Source organism: Streptomyces sp. KR55, from assembly GCF_052245645.1.
GTDB classification, from domain to species: domain Bacteria; phylum Actinomycetota; class Actinomycetes; order Streptomycetales; family Streptomycetaceae; genus Streptomyces; species Streptomyces flavusporus.
This window is the reverse complement of the sequence record NZ_JBQQCE010000029.1, coordinates 20,172-37,694: the sequence shown is the minus strand read 5'-3', so window position 1 is coordinate 37,694 and position 17,523 is coordinate 20,172. Positions and strand designations below refer to the sequence as shown.

Below are 17,523 nucleotides of genomic sequence, written 5' to 3'. Positions count from 1 at the left end.
CGTCCGGACGTACCACCGCCGCCAGCTCCGCCAGCGCCCCGCTCACCCCGCCCCCCGCAGCCCGGCCCGCCTCGGCGATCCGAGACCCCTCCGGCCCGTACAGCACCGCCCACCCGCCGATCCGCTGGGCCAGCTGTCGCAGTACCGACGCCACCGGGTCCGGGCGGGACGCCGCCGCGGCGAGGCTCTGCTGGGCCTCGGTGACGCGGCGCAGTTCGGCGAGCCGGGCCTGGGCCATCAGCTGCCAGACCGCGCGGGCCACGCCGGAGAAGGTGGTCTGCGGCGGGACCTCGAGGAGCGGCAGCTCGTACGCCTCGCAGGCCGCGACCAGCGCCCGCGGCACCGTGTCGTGCACGGGCGCCACACCGAAGCCGAGCGCCGCGCCGCCCGCCGCGACGATCCGGGAGACGTAGTCGTCGAAGTACGTCCCCGATCCCGCCGCCTCCGGGATGTGCACGCCCGCCGTGAGCAGGAGCTCGCCGCCCAGGAGGTAGGGATACGGGTCCGACATCTCCGAGGTGTGCGCCCAGTGGATGACGATGCCGGGACCGGACGGCCCGGCGATCTGGCGCAGGGCCAGGTCCTCGCGGGCCAGGAGTGAGGCGAGGGGCACGGGTGGCGTGGGGGGAACCGCTGGGTCCGGCATGGTGTGCGTTCCCTCCATCCCGTTCGGCCCGGATGGATGAAACGTACACTTCGCAGTCGCTTTCCGGCCACCTAGTGTCGGTCCGGACCAGTGGCCGCGGGTACGGGCGGATGTCCCCGCGAGCAGCCACCGCACACCCCATCTGCACGACACGCCACCGAGAGCGCGTGAAGGAGGCCCCCCATGGCCGTCGACTACATCGTGATCGTCGTCTATCTGGCCGGCATGCTGGCCATGGGCTGGTGGGGCATGCGCCGCGCCAAGTCGAAGAGCGAGTTCCTGGTCGCGGGCCGCCGCCTCGGCCCGTCCATGTACTCCGGCACCATGGCGGCGATCGTCCTCGGCGGCGCGTCCACCATCGGCGGCGTCGGGCTCGGCTACCAGTACGGGCTGTCCGGCGCGTGGATGGTGTTCACCATCGGCCTCGGCCTGCTCGCGCTGAGCATCTTCTTCTCCGCCCGTATCGCCCGCCTGAAGGTCTACACCGTCTCCGAGATGCTGGATCTCAGATACGGCGGCCGGGCCGGTGTGATCTCGGGCGTGGTCATGTGGGCGTACACCCTCATGCTCGCGGTGACATCGACCATCGCGTACGCCACGATCTTCGACGTCCTCTTCGACATCAACCGCACCCTCGCGATCATCCTGGGCGGCTCGATCGTCGTCGCATACTCCACGCTCGGCGGCATGTGGTCGATCACGCTGACCGACATGGTGCAGTTCGTGGTCAAGACGATCGGCGTCCTCCTGCTCCTGCTGCCCATCGCGGTCGTCAAGGCCGGCGGCTTCAGCGAGATGAAGGCGCAGCTGCCCACGGAGTACTTCGACCCGCTGGGCATCGGCGGCGAGACGATCTTCACCTACGTGCTGATCTATACGTTCGGCATGCTCATCGGGCAGGACATCTGGCAGCGCGTCTTCACCGCGCGCAGCGACACGACGGCCAAGTGGGGCGGCACCGTCGCCGGCACGTACTGCCTGGTGTACGCCCTCGCCGGCGCCGTCATCGGCACCGCGGCCAAGGTCCTCTACCCCAACCTGGCCAGCGCCGACGACGCCTTCGCCACCATCGTCAAGGACGAACTCCCCGTCGGCGTGCGCGGGCTGGTGCTGGCCGCCGCGCTCGCCGCCGTGATGTCGACGTCCTCCGGCGCCCTCATCGCCTGCGCCACCGTCGCCAACAACGACATCTGGTCGCGGCTGCGGGGCATCGTCCGGCCGGACGGCGAGCACGACGAGGTCAAGGGCAACCGCACCTTCATCCTCCTCATGGGCCTCGCCGTGATCGGCACGGCGATCGCGCTCAACGACGTCGTCGAGGCGCTGACGGTGGCGTACAACCTGCTCGTCGGCGGGCTGCTCGTGCCGATCCTCGGCGGGCTGCTGTGGAGGCGCGGCACCGCCCAGGGCGCCCTGGCCTCGGTCGCCGTCGGCGGCCTCGCGGTGATCGTGCTGATGGCGACGTACGGAATCCTCGCCAACGAGCCCGTCTACTACGGCCTGCTGTCCTCGCTGGCCGCCTACCTGATCGTCTCCCTGGCAACTCCCGCCACCGACGAGGCCGTCCTCGCCGCCTGGCGCGAGCGACTGGCCGGGCGAGCACCCGAACCCGTGGCCGAGGCGGTCCCGGCACACCAGTAGAGTCGTATGGCAGTAGTACATAGCTGTACATACGCGACGAAGCGTGAGAAAGAAGGCAGTTCCCGATGAGCAGCAACGAGACGCCCCGCGGCCCCGTCGACTCGTCCCGCATCCCGCGGTACGCCGGTCCCGCGACCTTCGCCCGGCTGCCGCGCCTCGACGAGGTCGGCCGCGCCGACGTCGCCGTGGTCGGCGTGCCGTTCGACTCGGGCGTCTCCTACCGGCCGGGCGCCCGCTTCGGCGGCAACGCGATCCGCGAGGCGTCCCGGCTGCTGCGCCCCTACAACCCGGCGCAGGACGCCTCCCCGTTCGCCCTCGCCCAGGTCGCCGACGGCGGCGACATCGCCGTCAACCCGTTCAACATCAACGAGGCCGTGGAGACCGTCGAGGCGGCCGCCGACGACCTGCTCGGCACCGGCGCCCGCCTGATGACCCTCGGCGGCGACCACACCATCGCGCTGCCGCTGCTGCGCTCGGTGGCGAAGAAGCACGGCCCCGTCGCCCTGCTGCACTTCGACGCCCACCTCGACACCTGGGACACGTACTTCGGCGCCGAGTACACGCACGGGACTCCCTTCCGGCGTGCCGTGGAGGAGGGCATCCTCGACACGTCGGCGCTGTCGCACGTCGGTACGCGCGGCCCGCTGTACGGCAAGCAGGACCTGGACGACGACGCCAAGATGGGCTTCGGCATCGTCACGTCGGCGGATGTGATGCGGCGCGGCGTCGACGAGATCGCCGACCAGCTGCGCCAGCGCATCGGCGACCGCCCGCTGTACATCTCCATCGACATCGACTGCCTCGACCCGGCGCACGCGCCCGGCACCGGCACCCCCGAGGCCGGCGGCATGACCTCCCGCGAACTCCTCGAGATCCTGCGCGGGCTGGCATCCTGCAACCTGGTCTCGGCGGACGTCGTCGAGGTGGCCCCCGCCTACGACCACGCGGAGATCACGTCGGTGGCGGCCTCCCACACGGCGTACGAACTGACCACGATCATGTCCCGTCAGATTGCCGAGGCGCGCTCGAAGTGACCCACGACCACGACCTGGTACTCCGCCCGACCGCGGCCCAGACGGAGGCCGCGCTGAACCCTCCCCCCGGCCGCAACGGCGGAGACCTGGTCGTGGAGACGCTGGCCGGGCTCGGCGCGACGACCGTCTTCGGCCTGCCCGGCCAGCACGCGCTGGGCATGTTCGACGCACTGCGCCGCTCGGATCTGCGGTACATCGGTCTGCGGGTGGAGAACAACGCCGGGTTCGCGGCGGACGCGTACGGCCGCATCACGGGTGAGGCGGCGCCGCTGCTGCTGTCGACGGGGCCGGGCGCGCTGACCTCGCTGGCCGCGCTCCAGGAGGCGGCGGCTGCCTCTGCCCCCGTGCTGGCGATCAGCAGCCAGATCCCGACGGCGGGGCTGGGCGGCGGCCGGCACGGCTACCTGCACGAACTGCCCGACCAGGCGGCCTCGTTCCGGGGCGTGGTGAAGTCCGTCCACACCGTTCGCACCCAGTCGCAGATCCCGTCCGCCATCGAGGCGGCCTGGAAGTCGGCGCTGACGGCCCCGCACGGGCCGGTGTGGGTGGAGATCCCGCAGGACGTACTGCTGGCCGAGACGGCGATCCCGGTGGTGACGGGCGGCGACGCCTTCCCCGAGGAGCTGTCCCCGCGCCCCGAACTGACCGCTGTGGCCGCCGACTTGCTGTCCCGTGCGCAACGTCCGGCGATCATCGCGGGTGGGGGAGTGGTACGGGCGGACGCCTCGGGCAAGCTGAAGCAGCTGGCGGAGAGGCTCCAGGCACCGGTCGTCACGACCCCCGGCGGCAAGGGCGCGTTCCCCTGGACGCACCCGCTGTCGCTCCAGTCCTGGATCGAGGACCGGTACACCACGGACTTCCTGGAGGACGCGGACGTACTCCTGGTGGTCGGCTCGGGCCTCGGCGAACTCTCCTCGAACTACCACACGTTCAAGCCCCGCGGCCGGGTCATCCAGATCGAGGCGGACCTCGGGAAGCTGGAGTCCAACCACCCGGCGCTGGGTATCCACGCGGACGCGCGGCTGGCTCTGCAGGCGCTGCTGGAGACGGTCTCGGTGCGGGAGGACGACACGGCCCCGGAGCGGGTACGGGACCTGCTGTCCCGTGTGGGTGAGCGCATCGCCGCCCAGGAACTCACCCTGGAGCAGGAGGTGTTGGCGTCGGTCCGCCGGGCGCTCCCGCCGCAGTCGCCGTCCTTCTGGGACATGACGATCCTCGCGTACTGGGCCTGGTCGGCCTTCGACCCGAAGGCCCCCAACACCATGCACTCCGCCCAGGGTGCGGGCGGCCTCGGCTACGGTTTCCCGGCGGCCCTGGGCGCGGCCACCGCCGACCCCACCCGCCCGGTGCTCGCGGTGTCGGGCGACGGCGGCGCGCTCTACTCGATCGCCGAGCTGGCGACGGCCCGCCAGTACGATCTGAACGTCACCTGGCTGATCGTCGACGACGGCGGCTACGGCATCCTGCGCGAGTACATGACGGACGCCTTCGGCCAGGCCACTGCCACGGAACTCACCCGCCCCGACTATGTGGCACTGGCCGAGTCCTTCGGCGTCCCGGGCGTCCGTACCACCCCCGGGACACTGGAGCAGGACCTGGCGAAGGCGCTGGCGTCACCCGGACCGTCGGTGGTCGTCCTCCCGGCGGTACTGCGGATGTTCGCGCCTACGCACCTGGACTGAACTAACAGCCGCCCGGACCGACCCCGTCGATACGGCCACCGAAGTCGCCGAGGTAGCGCGAGCGCCAGTCGCCGTTGAAGACGTCGCGTTTCTCGACCGGGCTCCAGTTGATGAAGCAGGCGCGGGTGCTCGCGACGACCGAGCCGACGTGGTCGTGCAGGCTGGGCGGCATGTCGCGATAGCCGCTGCGTGCGGTCCACTCCCAGTAGTTGCCGTCGAAGCCCTCGCCGCTCCAGAAGCACACCGACCCGTCCGGGCAGGAGGGCGGGGCGGCGGCTTCGGCGGCGGTGGCACCGTGGGCCGGCAGGACGAGGGCGGTCAGGGCGAGGGCGGCGGCGACGGACCAGGAACGAAGCTTCATGGGACTCCTCGGGAACTCCGGTGCGCCCCGGCGGAGTTGCCGAGGCACTGCCATGCTCCCGGCGAGGCGGGTCGGCTTGCCCGGGTTTGTCGCCTACACCACCTCTTGGAGCGAACCCGAAGCTCGGCGAGGTGATCTTCCCGGTGGAGCAGGCGCTGGTGCGCGGGGCGCACGAGACCGTGGCACCGGCGCCCGGGTGCGTTTTTGCTGCGGACACGTCACTCGACGGACGGAATAACCTGAAGCGGTGCTTCGCTGCCCGTCCGTGGAGCGATCACATTCCGGTAGTGGTGGTCGATGGCGAGCAGGACGGGTTGGGGCAGCGACCAGGCCAGTACGGCATTGAGAGCATCGGTCAGGCCGATGGCGTCATGATCCGAGTAGGTCCGCATCAGGCGTTCCGCCTCGCTCAAGAGCGGCCACCCCACGGTGGCGAGCTTGAGCCGGTCCGTGCTCGCCCAGGCTCGCAGGCTTGCGAGGGCATCAGCTGCGGCCCTCCCGCTGATTCTGGTGGCGAGGTGATAGTCCAGCTCGGCGAGAACCATGGGCGACACTACGAGGCGGTCGACGAGCGAGAGGCTCTGCACGGCGCGCTCGTGGTGCTCGTCCTTGCGGTTGTACACGGCGAGGAGGACCGACGTGTCGGCCACGGCGAAAAGATGGCGCGTCACCGGCTTCCCGCTTCCCCGAACATGCCCTTTCCCGAGTTGGCGGACAGGTCGGCGGGGCCGTCGAACATCGCACGTGTCAGCGCGGCCATCGCCTCCGAGTCCTCACCCAGGGGGGACGGAAACGTCAACGGGATGGCACGGGCGATGTGCTCCAGTGCCACCTCCTCGGGGGTACGTCCTTCCAAGAGGGCGATCGTGCGGAGCACTTCGGCCTGTGCACCCGTATAGGTGAGTGTCACGGTGACGACCTCGTCCGGTGAGGCGGTGGGGTCAGGTGGAGGGGCAGGAACGTCGGCCACTGGGATCTCCTCGGTTGGGCCGTTTGGTGAGCTGTGCGGGGGATTCTGACAGTACCGCCGCGGCGGTCGGACTCACTGCGGCACTGCCAGTTCCGCCCACGTCGCCTTGCCGATGCCGTGCAGGCGAGGGCAGCAGCCCCAGCGGTCGGCCAGCGCCTGGACAAGGGCGAGTCCGCGACCCCGTTCGTCCTCGACGGCAGCCTGCCGGGGCACGGGGCGGGTTCGGTTCGCGTCGGCGACCTCGACGCGCAGGCGGCCCTCGTAGAGTGCGAAGCGCAAGCCGATCTCGCGGCCCGTCGGCCGTCGTGCATGCAGGATGGAATTACTGACCAGCTCCGAGAGCAACAGCTCGGCGGAGTGGGCGACTTCGCCGCCGATCTTCCAGCTGGCGAGTTGGGTGCGAAGGAGTTCGCGGGTACGTCGAGCGCTGCGTGGTCCGTGCGGCAGTTGCCAGGTGACCTCCGAGGCGGCGGGGGTTGCGGGTTGTCCGGGGGCGGTGTTGTCCACTGACATGAGGACCTCCGAAGCGAGGGCGAGAGCGACATCTCTAGAGATGAAAGGCAGTGAAACACCTCCCGCCGCGCACCCTCAACGCATCTCTAGAGATGTGTGAAATTGCTCGTGCGGAGTTCCTGTCTGGCCGTGAAGGCGTGACTCGCGGCACCTAGGATGTCTAGAGATGATCAGAGGAGAGACCTGGATGAGCGGCCGCAATACGGAGCGTCAGCCCAAGTACCAGCGCATTGCGGCGGAGCTGCGGGCGGCCATCGAGGCGGGGGAGTACGGGCCGGGTGAGCGACTGCCCGGCGAGAACGACATCATGGCCTCGCATGGCGTGGCTCGCATGACGGCCCGGCAGGCTCTGGGCGTCCTGCAGGCGCAGGGCATCGTCGAGGCTCGGAAGGGTGCCGGGGTGTTCGTGCGGGACTTCAAGCCCATCCGGCGGAGGGGAATCGAGCGTCTCTCCCACTCACAGTGGGGAGCGGGTCGGTCCATCTGGGACGCCGACACCGAGGGCCGTGACCTCGTCGTCGATTTCGTCGAGGTGGGCGAGCAGGACGCCCCGGCTGTCATTGCCGGACAGCTGGAGCTCGAAGAAGGCGCCCGGGTCTGCGTACGTCGGCGGCGATTCGTGCTCGACGGCAAACCGGTGCTGCTGTCCACGTCATATCTGGCTGCCGAGCTCGTCGCCGGGACGCCGATCGCGCAGCCGGACACCGGGCCGGGCGGTACGTACGCGAGGCTTGAGGACCTGGGGCGTAAGCCGGTTCGCTTCCGCGAGGAGATCCGGTCCCGTATGCCGAAGGGCGAGGAGGCGGAGAGGCTCGCCCTGCCGTCCGGGGTGCCGGTGGTACTCGTCGCGCGGACCGCCTTCGACGCGGAGGGTGCCGCCGTCGAGGTGAACGAGATGGTGCTGGACTCGTCGGCGTACATCCTTGAGTACGACTTCGAGGCCTGAGGGAACCCGTCGCCGTTCGGCTGGATGAACTCCCGGGTTATCGCCGGGAGTTCGGTCCGCTTGCCGTCCGACTGGGTTACCAGATCGCCTCGACCCACTCCGGGTGGTCGATGAACGGGTTGCGGTTGCCCTGGTACGAGTCGTAGATGAGCTCGTTGCGGCGCTCCTCGAACGCGTCCGGCGGGTCCTCGTCGTTCCACTGCTTCAGGACCGAGAGGCGGCCGTGGTAGGGGACGCTGCCGTTGCTGACGGAGTCGTTGGGCTCCAGGTCGGGCCAGCTGTCGTCGCCCTCGTAGCGGACGACCATGTAAAGGATCATGCGGGCCACGTCGCCCTTGACGGCGTCACGGGGCTCGAAGGAGTTGGAGTCGGTGAGGCTGCCGCCGCCGTTGCTCACCGCGCTGCCGCCGTTGTCGAAGTCCTTGTTGCCGCGGATGCTGTTGAGCTGCACGTCCTCGGGGCGCAGGTGGTGCAGGTCGGTGCCGGGACCGGCGGAGGTGCCGAAGTCGCCGTGGGACTGGGCCCACACGTGCTCGCGGTTCCAGTTGCCGGTGCTGCCGCCGTTGAGGGACTTGCTGCGGGAGATGCCGGAGTACAGCAGGATCACGTTGCTGCTGTTGTTCGGGTCCTGGTCGGTGACCTTCAGGGCGTTCCAGACGGCCGAGTACGAGATCGTCGTCTGGTCGCTGATGATCGTGTGGAGGGAATCCTTGAGCGCCGTTCCCGTCTTGCCGATCGCGTCCTCGTAGTACGTGTCGTCGTACGCCGTGGTCGTCGCGCCGGCCGGGGTCGCGGTCAGGGTGGGGAGGGTGAGGCCGAGCAGTACGGCCGACGTGGTGAGCGCCACGGTCTTCCAGCGGCGGGTGTGCGTCGCGGGCATGTGGGGGCGTCCGTTCTACGCGGGTTGAGTGAGCGGGCGAACGGGAGTGTGGCATGGACATGCATTCCGTGGCGTGAACGTGGTGTGTCGGGCGTGTGACGGAGCATGCCGAAGCAGCCCTCAACTAGTTTGGTTGGGGGCCGATTTGGTGTGGGGTCAGCTCACATCGGACGCGTCCAGGCGGTAGATGGTCGACGACTCGCTGTTCTCGGTAGACGACGAGTCAGAGGCGTAGTCGCTCGCCTTCACCGCCGTGCCATGCTCCTGCGCCCATGCCATGATCTCGATACTGAGGCCGGAGCCATCGCCCATACCGCCGCCGAGCTGGATGTAGTGCAACACTGAGACACGGAAGAAAGTGCGGTGGGCATCCTGACTTGAAGTCGCAGCGTCACCATGATGTTCATGCCTCTGTCGAGCCACACCGCGCGGGTACCGGACGGCGGCGGCACGCTAAGAAGAGCCAGCCCGGGGGCGGCAAGGAACAGGTCGAGCCCGTGCCGACCGGCACCCTCAACGCTACGGCCGCGAACCGCGCGTCTGGGATCGATTCAACAAGTCAGGAACGGTAAGTGACCCACGTCCCAGCGCGCGGGACGTCGGGGTCGGGCACAGGGGCGTGCCTCACAATGGGAGCCATGCCGATACCCGGGACACCCAGCCGCGCCGAGCTCGTCGAGCACCTTGTGAAGACCCGTATCGCGGGCGACGTCGCCACCCCGCGTGAGAACAACCTCTCCCACTACCGCCAACTGTCGAACGGCGTCCGCAACTTCTGGCTCGGCCTGGAGCTCGGCGACCGCTGGACCGACGAGCAGGACGTGCTCGCGGTGATGGCCGAGCGGGTCGGCGTGAACGACGACCCCGAGTACCGGTACGGCCAGGACACCATCGACCCCGAGCTCACCGTCGCCGCCCTGGAACGGCTCGCGGCGCGGCTGCGCAAGGCGGCCGACAGCAGGCAGCGGGTGCTGTTCGCCACCGGCCACCCCGGCGGCCTGCTCGACGTGCACCGCGCCACGGCCGCCGCACTGCGCGCCGCCGGCTGCGAGATCGTGGTGATCCCGGACGGGCTGCAGACGGACGAGGGCTACGTCATGCAGTTCGCGGACGTGGCGATGCTGGAGCACGGCGCGACCCTGTGGCACACCCACTCGGGCGAGCCGATGAAGGCCATCCTCACCGCCATGGAACGCGACGGCCGAGCCCTGCCCGACCTGGTCGTCGCCGACCACGGCTGGGCGGGCTATGCCGGCCAGCACGGCATCGACTCCGTCGGCTACGCCGACAGCAACGATCCGGCGCTGTTCCTCGCGGAGGCGGAGGGGACCGTCCAGGTGACGGTCCCCCTCGACGACCATGTGGTCAGCCCCCGGTACTACGACCCGATGACGGCGTATCTGCTGTCGGAGGCGGGGCTTACCTAGCCCGCGGTGCCCGCACGACACCTTCCTGGATCACCGAGATGGCGAGGCGGCCGTCCTGGGTGTAGATGCGGGCCTGGCCGAGGCCCCGGCCGCCGTACGCCGACGGGGACTCCTGGTCGTACAGGAGCCACTCGTCGGCGCGGAACGGGCGGTGGAACCACATCGCGTGGTCCAGCGAGGCCCCGACCACGTCACCGACGGCCCAGCCGCCGCGGCCGTGCGCGAGCAGCACGGAGTCGAGGAGCGTCATGTCGGAGACGTATGTGGCGAGGACGATGTGCAGGAGGGGGTCGTCGGCGAGCTTGCCGTTGGCGCGGAACCAGACCTGCGAGTGCGGCTCGCGGGGCTCGCCGAACTGCCCGTACGGCGGCTCGTCGACGTAGCGCAGGTCGACGGCGGCGCGCGCCTCGAGGAACTTCTCGACCACCTGCGGGTCGATGTGGCCGTACCCGCTCAGCCGTTCCTGGGAGGTGGGGAGCGTGACGGGGTCGGGGGCCGGGGGCATCGGGGCCTGGTGCTCGAAGCCTTCCTCGTACTTCTGGAAGGACGCGGACAGGGCGAAGATCGGCTGCCCGTGCTGGATCGCGACGACCCGGCGGGTGGTGAAGGAGCGACCGTCGTTCATGCGGTCGACGGTGTAGACGATGGGCGCGCCGGGGTCGCCGGTGCGCAGGAAGTACGCGTGCAGCGAGTGCGGGGGCCGGTCCTCGGGGACCGTACGTCCCGCGGCGACGAGCGCCTGGGCCGCGACCTGTCCGCCGAAGACGCGCGGGACGACGGCGGACCGAGACTGGCCGCGAAAGATGTTCTCCTCGATCTGCTCCAGGTCGAGCAGATCGAGGAGAGACTGAAGTGCCTGGTTCATGGCCACATTTTTACTGGCCGGTATTTTCCGGAACCTTACAGGCCCATGTCCTTTGCGATGATCGTCTTCATGATCTCGCTGGTGCCGCCGTAGATGCGGTTGACGCGGTTGTCCGCGTACAGGCGGGCGATCGGGTACTCGTTCATGAAGCCGTAGCCACCGTGGAGCTGGAGGCAGCGGTCGATGACGCGGTGCGCGACCTCGGTGCAGAACAGCTTGGCGCTGGCGGCCTCGGCCGGGGTCAGTTCACCGGCGTCGAGGGCCTCCGTGGCGCGGTCGGCGACGGCCTCGGCCGCGTCCACCTCGGCCTGGCAGGCGGCCAGCTCGAACTTGGTGTTCTGGAAGTGGGCGACCGGCTTGCCGAAGACGGTCCGCTCCTGCACGTACTGCTTGGCGAACCGGACGGCGGCCTTGGCCTGGGCGTACGCGCCGTAGGCGATGCCCCAGCGCTCGGAGGCCAGGTTGTGGCCGAGGTAGTAGAAGCCCTTGTTCTCCTCGCCGAGCAGGTCCTCGACGGGCACCTTGACGTCGACGAACGCCAGTTCGGCGGTGTCGGAGGTCCTGAGCCCGAGCTTGTCGAGCTTGCGGCCGACGGAGTAGCCCTCGGCCTTGGTGTCCACGACGAAGAGGGATATGCCGTGGCGGCGGTCCTCGGCGGTGGGCGCGGCGGTGCGGGCGCAGACGATCATGCGGTCTGCGTGGACGCCACCGGTGATGAAGGTCTTGGCGCCGTTGAGGACGTAGTGCGTGCCGTCCTCGCTCAGCTTGGCGGTGGTCTTCATGCCCGCGAGGTCGGAGCCGGTGCCCGGCTCGGTCATCGCGATCGCCCACATCTCCTCACCGGAGACGAACTTCGGCAGGAACCGCTTCTTCTGCTCGTCGGTGGCGAGCATCTTGATGTACGGCAGACCGAGCAGCACGTGCACGCCGGAGCCACCGAAGGTCACGCCCGCGCGGGCGGTCTCCTCGTAGAGCACGGCCTCGAACTTGTACGAGTCGATGCCGGCGCCGCCGTACTCCTCGTCCACACGGATGCCGAAGACACCCAGCTCGGCGAGCTTGTAGTAGAACTCGCGCGGCGCCTGCCCCGCGGCGAACCACTCGTCGTACACCGGTACGACCTCGGCCTCGATGAAGGCGCGCACGGTCTCCCGGAACGCCTCGTGATCCTCGTTGAACACCGTACGGCGCACGCCGCCACCTCCACCGGTACATGTCTAAGCGCTTGCTCAGGCAACCGTACCGGCGAGTACGAACCCGCGTCCAGAGTGAGTCCCCCGTAACGCTCGTCACGCTCTGCCCGGCGCTACTCCCCCACCGCCGCGAACGCCCCCCGCGCCATCCGGTGCAGCAGCTCCGCCGTGGCCCCCCGCCCCGGGAGCGAGCCGGGCCTGCCCAGGTGCGGTGTCGAGTTCAGGAGGCCGAAGACCGAGTGGACGGCCGAGCGGGCCGTCGGTTCGGACAGGCCCGGGTAGAGCTCGCGGACCACCTCCACCCAGAGTTCGACGTACTGCCGCTGGAGCTGGCGGACCAGCTTGCGGTCGCTGTCCCGGAGGCGGTCCAGCTCGCGGTCGTGCAGGGTGATGAGCGGGCGGTCGTCGAGCGCGAAGTCGATATGGCCCTCGATGAGCGAGTCGAGGACCGCCTCGGGGTTCCCGTCCGCCTCGGCGACCCTGCGCTTCCCGCCGGTCAGCAGCTGACCACTGATGCCGACGAGCAGCTCGGCGAGCATCGCGTCCTTGCCCGCGAAGTGCCGGTAGAGGCCGGGGCCGCTGATCCCGACCGCGGCGCCTATCTCGTCGACTCCGACCCCGTGGAAGCCGCGCTCGGCGAAGAGCCGGGCGGCCTCCTTGAGGATCTGCTCGCGGCGGGTGGGGGCGTCGGTTCTGGTGGCCATGGAAGTAATTCTAGACAGGGAGGTTAGCGCTCGTTAACCTGAAGGAAATGCGTTAACGCTCATTAACAAGGTGAGGGGACCGCAGGATGCTTCAGGCACCGGAGCTGCACAGCGCGGCAGATCCCGCGTCGGAGGCCTGGCACGCCAACGAGGAGGCGCACCGCGCCCTCGTCGCCGAGCTGCGTGCCAAGCTGGCCGCCGCCCGGCTCGGCGGCGGGGAGAAGGCCCGCGCCCGGCACACCGCGCGCGGCAAGCTGCTGCCGCGCGACCGCGTCGACACCCTCCTGGACCCGGGTTCGCCGTTCCTGGAGCTGGCCCCGCTGGCGGCCGACGGGATGTACGACGACCAGGCCCCCGCGGCCGGCGTGATCGCCGGGATCGGGCGGGTGAGCGGCCGGGAGTGTGTGATCGTCGCCAATGACGCCACCGTCAAGGGCGGGACGTACTACCCGATGACGGTGAAGAAGCACCTGCGGGCACAGGAGGTGGCGTACGAGAACCGCCTGCCGTGTGTCTATCTGGTCGACTCCGGCGGCGCCTTCCTGCCCATGCAGGACGAGGTCTTCCCGGACCGTGAGCACTTCGGGCGGATCTTCTACAACCAGGCGCGGATGTCCGGCGCCGGCATCCCGCAGATCGCCGCGGTGCTGGGTTCGTGCACGGCCGGTGGGGCGTACGTTCCCGCGATGAGCGACGAGGCCGTGATCGTCCGGAACCAGGGGACCATCTTCCTGGGCGGCCCTCCACTGGTGAAGGCGGCCACCGGTGAGGTGGTGACCGCCGAGGAGCTCGGGGGCGGCGAGGTGCACGCGCGTGTGTCGGGTGTCACCGACCACCTCGCGGAGGACGACGCGCACGCCCTGCGGATCGTGCGCACGATCGTCTCCACCCTCCCCGCGCGCGGGGAGCTGCCCTGGGAGGTGCAGCCGGCCGTCGAACCGAAGGTGGACCCGTACGGGCTGTACGGCGCGGTGCCGGCCGACCCCCGCACCCCCTACGACGTGCGGGAGATCATCGCGCGCCTGGTGGACGGCTCCCGTTTCGCCGAGTTCAAGGCCGAGTTCGGGCAGACCCTCGTCACCGGTTTCGCCCGGATCCACGGCCACCCGGTCGGCGTCGTCGCCAACAACGGCATCCTGTTCTCCGAGTCCGCGCAGAAGGGCGCCCACTTCATCGAGCTGTGCGACCAGCGCGGGATCCCGCTGCTGTTCCTGCAGAACATCTCCGGGTTCATGGTGGGCAGGGACTACGAGGCCGGGGGCATCGCCAAGCACGGCGCCAAGATGGTCACGGCCGTCGCCTGTACGCGCGTACCGAAGCTGACGGTGGTGGTCGGCGGCTCGTACGGCGCGGGCAACTACTCCATGTGCGGCCGGGCCTACTCCCCCCGCTTCCTGTGGATGTGGCCGAACGCCAAGATCTCCGTGATGGGCGGCGAGCAGGCCGCCTCCGTGCTGGCCACGGTCAAGCGGGACCAGATCGAGGGGCGCGGAGAGTCCTGGCCCGCCGAGGAGGAAGAGGCGTTCAAGGCCCCGATCCGTGCGCAGTACGAGCGTCAGGGGAATGCCTACTACGCGACGGCCCGCCTCTGGGACGACGGGGTGATCGACCCCCTGGAGACCCGGCAGGTGGTCGGCCTGGCCCTGACCGCGTGCGCCAACGCGCCCCTGGGTGAGCCCCAGTTCGGCGTCTTCCGGATGTGAGGGGACCGATGTTCGACACCGTTCTTGTGGCCAACCGCGGCGAGATCGCCGTCCGTGTCATCCGTACGCTGCGGTCGCTCGGCGTGCGCTCCGTCGCCGTCTTCTCCGACGCCGACGCCGACGCACGCCATGTGCGCGAGGCCGACACGGCGGTACGGATCGGTCCGGCACCGGCGGCCGAGAGCTATCTGTCGGTGGAGCGGATCCTCGAGGCCGCCGCGCGCACCGGCGCCCAGGCCGTCCACCCCGGCTACGGCTTCCTCGCCGAGAACGCCGGATTCGCGCGCGCCTGCACGGACGCCGGGCTGGTGTTCATCGGACCGCCCGCCGACGCCATCGCCCTGATGGGCGACAAGATCCGCGCCAAGGAGACGGTGAAGGCGGCCGGCGTGCCGGTCGTGCCCGGTGGCCGGGACCCCGAACTGTCCGAGGCCGCCCGGGAGCTGGGTGCGCCCGTGCTGCTCAAGCCGAGCGCGGGCGGCGGCGGCAAGGGCATGCGCCTGGTGCGGGACCTGAACCGGCTGGACGAGGAGATCGCGGCGGCCCGGCGCGAGGCGGCGGCTTCCTTCGGCGACGACACCCTCCTCGTGGAGCGCTGGATCGACCGGCCCCGGCACATCGAGATCCAGGTCCTGGCCGACGGCCACGGCAACGTCGTCCACCTGGGCGAGCGCGAGTGCTCCCTCCAGCGGCGCCACCAGAAGATCGTCGAGGAGGCGCCGAGCGTGCTTCTGGACGAGGCCACGCGCGCGGCGATGGGTGAAGCGGCGGTCCAGGCGGCACGCTCCTGCGGCTATGTCGGCGCGGGCACGGTCGAGTTCATCGTCCCAGGCGTCGACCCGTCGTCGTACTACTTCATGGAGATGAACACCCGCCTCCAGGTGGAGCACCCGGTCACCGAGCTGGTCACGGGCCTGGACCTGGTGGAGTGGCAGCTGCGGGTGGCGGCCGGCGAGCCGCTCGCCCTCACCCAGCAGGACATCACCCTCACCGGGCACGCGATAGAGGCCCGTATCTGCGCCGAAGACCCCGCCCGCGGGTTCCTCCCCTCCGGCGGCACGGTGCTGAGGCTGCGCGAACCGCAGGGCGACGGTGTCCGTACGGACTCCGGGCTGAGCGAGGGCACGGAGGTCGGCAGCCTGTACGACCCGATGCTGTCCAAGGTGATCGCGTACGGGCCGGACCGCGCGACCGCGCTGCGGAAGCTCCGTGCCGCCCTCGCGGAGACGGTGACGCTGGGCGTGCAGACCAACGCGGGGTTCCTGCGGCGACTGCTGGCCCATCCGGCGGTGGTGGCGGGCGAGTTGGACACCGGGCTGGTGGAGCGGGAGGTGGCGGGCCTCGTGCCGGACGAGGTTCCGCGGGAGGTCTACGCGGCGGCGGCACTGCTGCGCCGGCAGGCGCTGAGCCCTGTGCAGGGCTCCGCCTGGGTGGACCCGTTCTCCGTCCCGGAGGGGTGGCGCCTGGGCGGCGAGCGGGCCTGGACGGCGCACCACCTGCAGGTGCCGGGGCACGACCCGGTCACCGTACGCCTGCGCGGCACGGCGGACGGCGGGTTCGAGCTGCTGTTCGACGCCGCCGAGGCCCCGGTCCCAGGGTCCGGGAGCCCGGCCCCGGCGGGTGCGGAGTCCCGGTTCACCTTCCGGCTCGACGGCACCGCCCACACGTTCGCGGCCCTGCCGACAGGCACCTGGCTCGGCCGTGACGGCGAGGCCTGGCATGTGCGCGATCATGACCCGGTCGCCGCCTCCCTCTCCCGCGCCGCCCACTCCGGCGCCGACTCGCTCACCGCCCCCATGCCGGGGACGGTGACGGTGGTGAAGGTCGCCGTCGGTGACGAGGTGAGCGCCGGTCAGAGCCTGCTGGTGGTGGAGGCGATGAAGATGGAGCACGTCATCTCCGCCCCGCACGCCGGCACCGTCACCGAACTCGACGTCACGCCCGGCACGACGGTCGCCATGGACCAGGTCCTTGCGGTCATCGCCCCGGCAGCGGAGGAGACGCCATGAGCACCCCGGAACTGGGCCTCCCCATGGTCGTACCGGCCCCGGACCTGCCCGCCCGGGTGCGGATCCACGAGGTCGGCGCCCGCGACGGACTGCAGAACGAGAAGGGCGCCGTCCCTACGGAGGTGAAGGCGGAGTTCATCCGCCGCCTGGCCGACGCGGGCCTGACCACCATCGAGGCCACGAGCTTCGTCCATCCCCAGTGGGTGCCCCAACTGGCGGACGCGGAGCAGCTGTTCCCGCTCGTCCGGGATGTGCCGGTCGAGCTCCCGGTCCTCGTGCCGAACGCCCGCGGACTCGACCGGGCACTGGCGCTGAACGCGACCCGCGTCGCCGTCTTCGCCAGCGCCACCGAGTCCTTCGCGAAGGCCAACCTCAACCGCACGGTCGACGAGGCGCTGGCCATGTTCGCGCCGGTGGTCGCGCGGGCGAAGGCCGAGCAGGTGCACGTCCGCGGCTATCTGTCCATGTGCTTCGGCGACCCGTGGGAGGGCCCGGTCCCCATCCACCAGGTCGTGCGCGTCAGCAAGGCCCTGATGGACATGGGCTGCGACGAGCTGAGCCTGGGCGACACGATCGGCGTGGCGACGCCGGCCCATGTGCAGGACCTGCTGTCCCAGCTGAACGAGGAGGGCGTGCCGACCTCGGCGATCGGCGTGCACTTCCACGACACCTACGGCCAGGCCCTGGCCAACACCCTGGCCGCTCTCCAGCACGGCGTCACCACCGTCGACGCCTCCGCGGGCGGCCTCGGCGGCTGCCCGTACGCCAAGTCCGCCACCGGCAACCTCGCCACGGAAGACCTCGTGTGGATGCTGCAGGGCCTCGGCATCGACACCGGCGTCGACCTCGGCCGCCTCACCGCCACCAGCGTGTGGATGGCCGACCACCTGGGCCGACCCAGCCCGTCCCGCACCGTACGAGCCCTCTCCCACCAGGAGCAGTGACGCAC

General features: G+C 70.3%; 18 protein-coding genes. 8 read left to right on the top strand and 10 right to left on the bottom strand.

Annotation, left to right across the window (positions count from 1 at the left end):
- A partial coding sequence (locus ACTWQJ_RS06875) for a PucR family transcriptional regulator ligand-binding domain-containing protein (RefSeq protein ID WP_443305724.1) occupies positions 1-646 on the bottom strand: 646 nt, incomplete at its 3' end.
- Between the two features lie 183 nt (positions 647-829).
- Between ACTWQJ_RS06875 and ACTWQJ_RS06870 the strand changes: the two genes are divergently transcribed.
- From ACTWQJ_RS06870 to ACTWQJ_RS06860, 3 genes are all read left to right on the top strand, one after another.
- Entirely contained in the window at positions 830-2,287 is a 1,458-nt protein-coding gene (locus tag ACTWQJ_RS06870) for a sodium:solute symporter (protein ID WP_443305723.1), read from the top strand.
- A 65-nt stretch (positions 2,288-2,352) separates the two neighbouring features.
- Complete coding sequence (speB, locus tag ACTWQJ_RS06865) at positions 2,353-3,321, top strand: agmatinase (protein ID WP_129802489.1); 969 nt, start codon at positions 2,353-2,355, stop codon at positions 3,319-3,321.
- Positions 3,318-5,003 (top strand): thiamine pyrophosphate-binding protein, encoded by a 1,686-nt coding sequence (locus tag ACTWQJ_RS06860; protein WP_443305722.1) that lies wholly within the window; start codon positions 3,318-3,320, stop codon positions 5,001-5,003. Before speB ends, ACTWQJ_RS06860 begins: the two co-directional genes overlap by 4 nt.
- 1 nt (position 5,004) lies before the next feature.
- Here ACTWQJ_RS06860 and ACTWQJ_RS06855 read toward each other — a convergent pair whose 3' ends face one another.
- The 4 genes from ACTWQJ_RS06855 to ACTWQJ_RS06840 all read right to left on the bottom strand — a co-directional run bounded on the left by ACTWQJ_RS06855 (position 5,005) and on the right by ACTWQJ_RS06840 (position 6,847).
- On the bottom strand, positions 5,005-5,364 hold the full coding sequence (locus ACTWQJ_RS06855) for a peptidase inhibitor family I36 protein (protein ID WP_443305721.1): 360 nt from the start codon (positions 5,362-5,364) through the stop codon (positions 5,005-5,007).
- A gap of 218 nt (positions 5,365-5,582) precedes the next feature.
- Entirely contained in the window at positions 5,583-6,014 is a 432-nt protein-coding gene (locus tag ACTWQJ_RS06850; RefSeq protein ID WP_443305720.1) for a type II toxin-antitoxin system VapC family toxin, read from the bottom strand.
- 17 nt (positions 6,015-6,031) lie between these two features.
- The gene (locus tag ACTWQJ_RS06845; protein ID WP_443305719.1) at positions 6,032-6,334 is read right to left on the bottom strand and encodes a hypothetical protein; all 303 of its coding nucleotides are present in this window, start codon (positions 6,332-6,334) and stop codon (positions 6,032-6,034) included.
- Positions 6,335-6,406: 72 nt separating this feature from the next.
- Positions 6,407-6,847 (bottom strand): ATP-binding protein, encoded by a 441-nt coding sequence (locus tag ACTWQJ_RS06840; RefSeq protein ID WP_443305718.1) that lies wholly within the window; start codon positions 6,845-6,847, stop codon positions 6,407-6,409.
- 187 nt (positions 6,848-7,034) lie between these two features.
- Between ACTWQJ_RS06840 and ACTWQJ_RS06835 the strand changes: the two genes are divergently transcribed.
- Positions 7,035-7,793, top strand: a complete 759-nt coding sequence (locus tag ACTWQJ_RS06835) for a GntR family transcriptional regulator (RefSeq protein WP_443305717.1) — start codon at positions 7,035-7,037, stop codon at positions 7,791-7,793.
- A 76-nt stretch (positions 7,794-7,869) separates the two neighbouring features.
- Here the strand turns inward: ACTWQJ_RS06835 and ACTWQJ_RS06830 are convergent, their stop codons facing one another.
- A complete protein-coding gene (locus ACTWQJ_RS06830; protein ID WP_443305716.1) occupies positions 7,870-8,673 on the bottom strand; it encodes an endonuclease I family protein in 804 nt (267 codons plus the stop codon).
- A gap of 156 nt (positions 8,674-8,829) precedes the next feature.
- Entirely contained in the window at positions 8,830-9,015 is a 186-nt protein-coding gene (locus ACTWQJ_RS06825; RefSeq protein ID WP_443305715.1) for a hypothetical protein, read from the bottom strand.
- A 296-nt stretch (positions 9,016-9,311) separates the two neighbouring features.
- On the opposite strand from ACTWQJ_RS06825, the gene ACTWQJ_RS06820 reads away from it, so the two are divergent.
- Complete coding sequence (locus ACTWQJ_RS06820) at positions 9,312-10,100, top strand: phosphatase (RefSeq protein WP_443305714.1); 789 nt, start codon at positions 9,312-9,314, stop codon at positions 10,098-10,100.
- Here ACTWQJ_RS06820 and ACTWQJ_RS06815 read toward each other — a convergent pair.
- From ACTWQJ_RS06815 to ACTWQJ_RS06805, 3 genes are all read right to left on the bottom strand, one after another.
- Positions 10,093-10,965, bottom strand: coding sequence for an acyl-CoA thioesterase (locus ACTWQJ_RS06815; protein ID WP_443305713.1), 873 nt, complete (start codon positions 10,963-10,965; stop codon positions 10,093-10,095). The two genes, ACTWQJ_RS06820 and ACTWQJ_RS06815, sit on opposite strands and share 8 nt — an antisense overlap.
- 35 nt (positions 10,966-11,000) lie before the next feature.
- Complete coding sequence (locus tag ACTWQJ_RS06810) at positions 11,001-12,158, bottom strand: acyl-CoA dehydrogenase family protein (RefSeq protein WP_443305712.1); 1,158 nt, start codon at positions 12,156-12,158, stop codon at positions 11,001-11,003.
- 113 nt (positions 12,159-12,271) lie between these two features.
- Complete coding sequence (locus tag ACTWQJ_RS06805; protein ID WP_443305711.1) at positions 12,272-12,862, bottom strand: SACE_7040 family transcriptional regulator; 591 nt, start codon at positions 12,860-12,862, stop codon at positions 12,272-12,274.
- Between the two features lie 86 nt (positions 12,863-12,948).
- Here ACTWQJ_RS06805 and ACTWQJ_RS06800 point away from each other — a divergent pair, with 86 nt between their 5' ends.
- Genes ACTWQJ_RS06800 through ACTWQJ_RS06790 form a run of 3 tightly spaced genes read left to right on the top strand, consistent with a single transcriptional unit; the run spans position 12,949 to position 17,518 of the window.
- Positions 12,949-14,565 carry a carboxyl transferase domain-containing protein gene (locus ACTWQJ_RS06800; RefSeq protein ID WP_443305710.1) on the top strand — a complete coding sequence of 539 codons (1,617 nt, stop codon included), beginning with the start codon at positions 12,949-12,951 and terminating at the stop codon, positions 14,563-14,565.
- An 8-nt stretch (positions 14,566-14,573) separates the two neighbouring features.
- On the top strand, positions 14,574-16,574 hold the full coding sequence (locus ACTWQJ_RS06795; protein ID WP_443305709.1) for an ATP-binding protein: 2,001 nt from the start codon (positions 14,574-14,576) through the stop codon (positions 16,572-16,574).
- Positions 16,571-17,518, top strand: a complete 948-nt coding sequence (locus ACTWQJ_RS06790) for a hydroxymethylglutaryl-CoA lyase (protein ID WP_443305708.1) — start codon at positions 16,571-16,573, stop codon at positions 17,516-17,518. The genes ACTWQJ_RS06795 and ACTWQJ_RS06790 overlap by 4 nt, the downstream gene beginning before the upstream one ends.
- Positions 17,519-17,523: the final 5 nt, after the last annotated feature.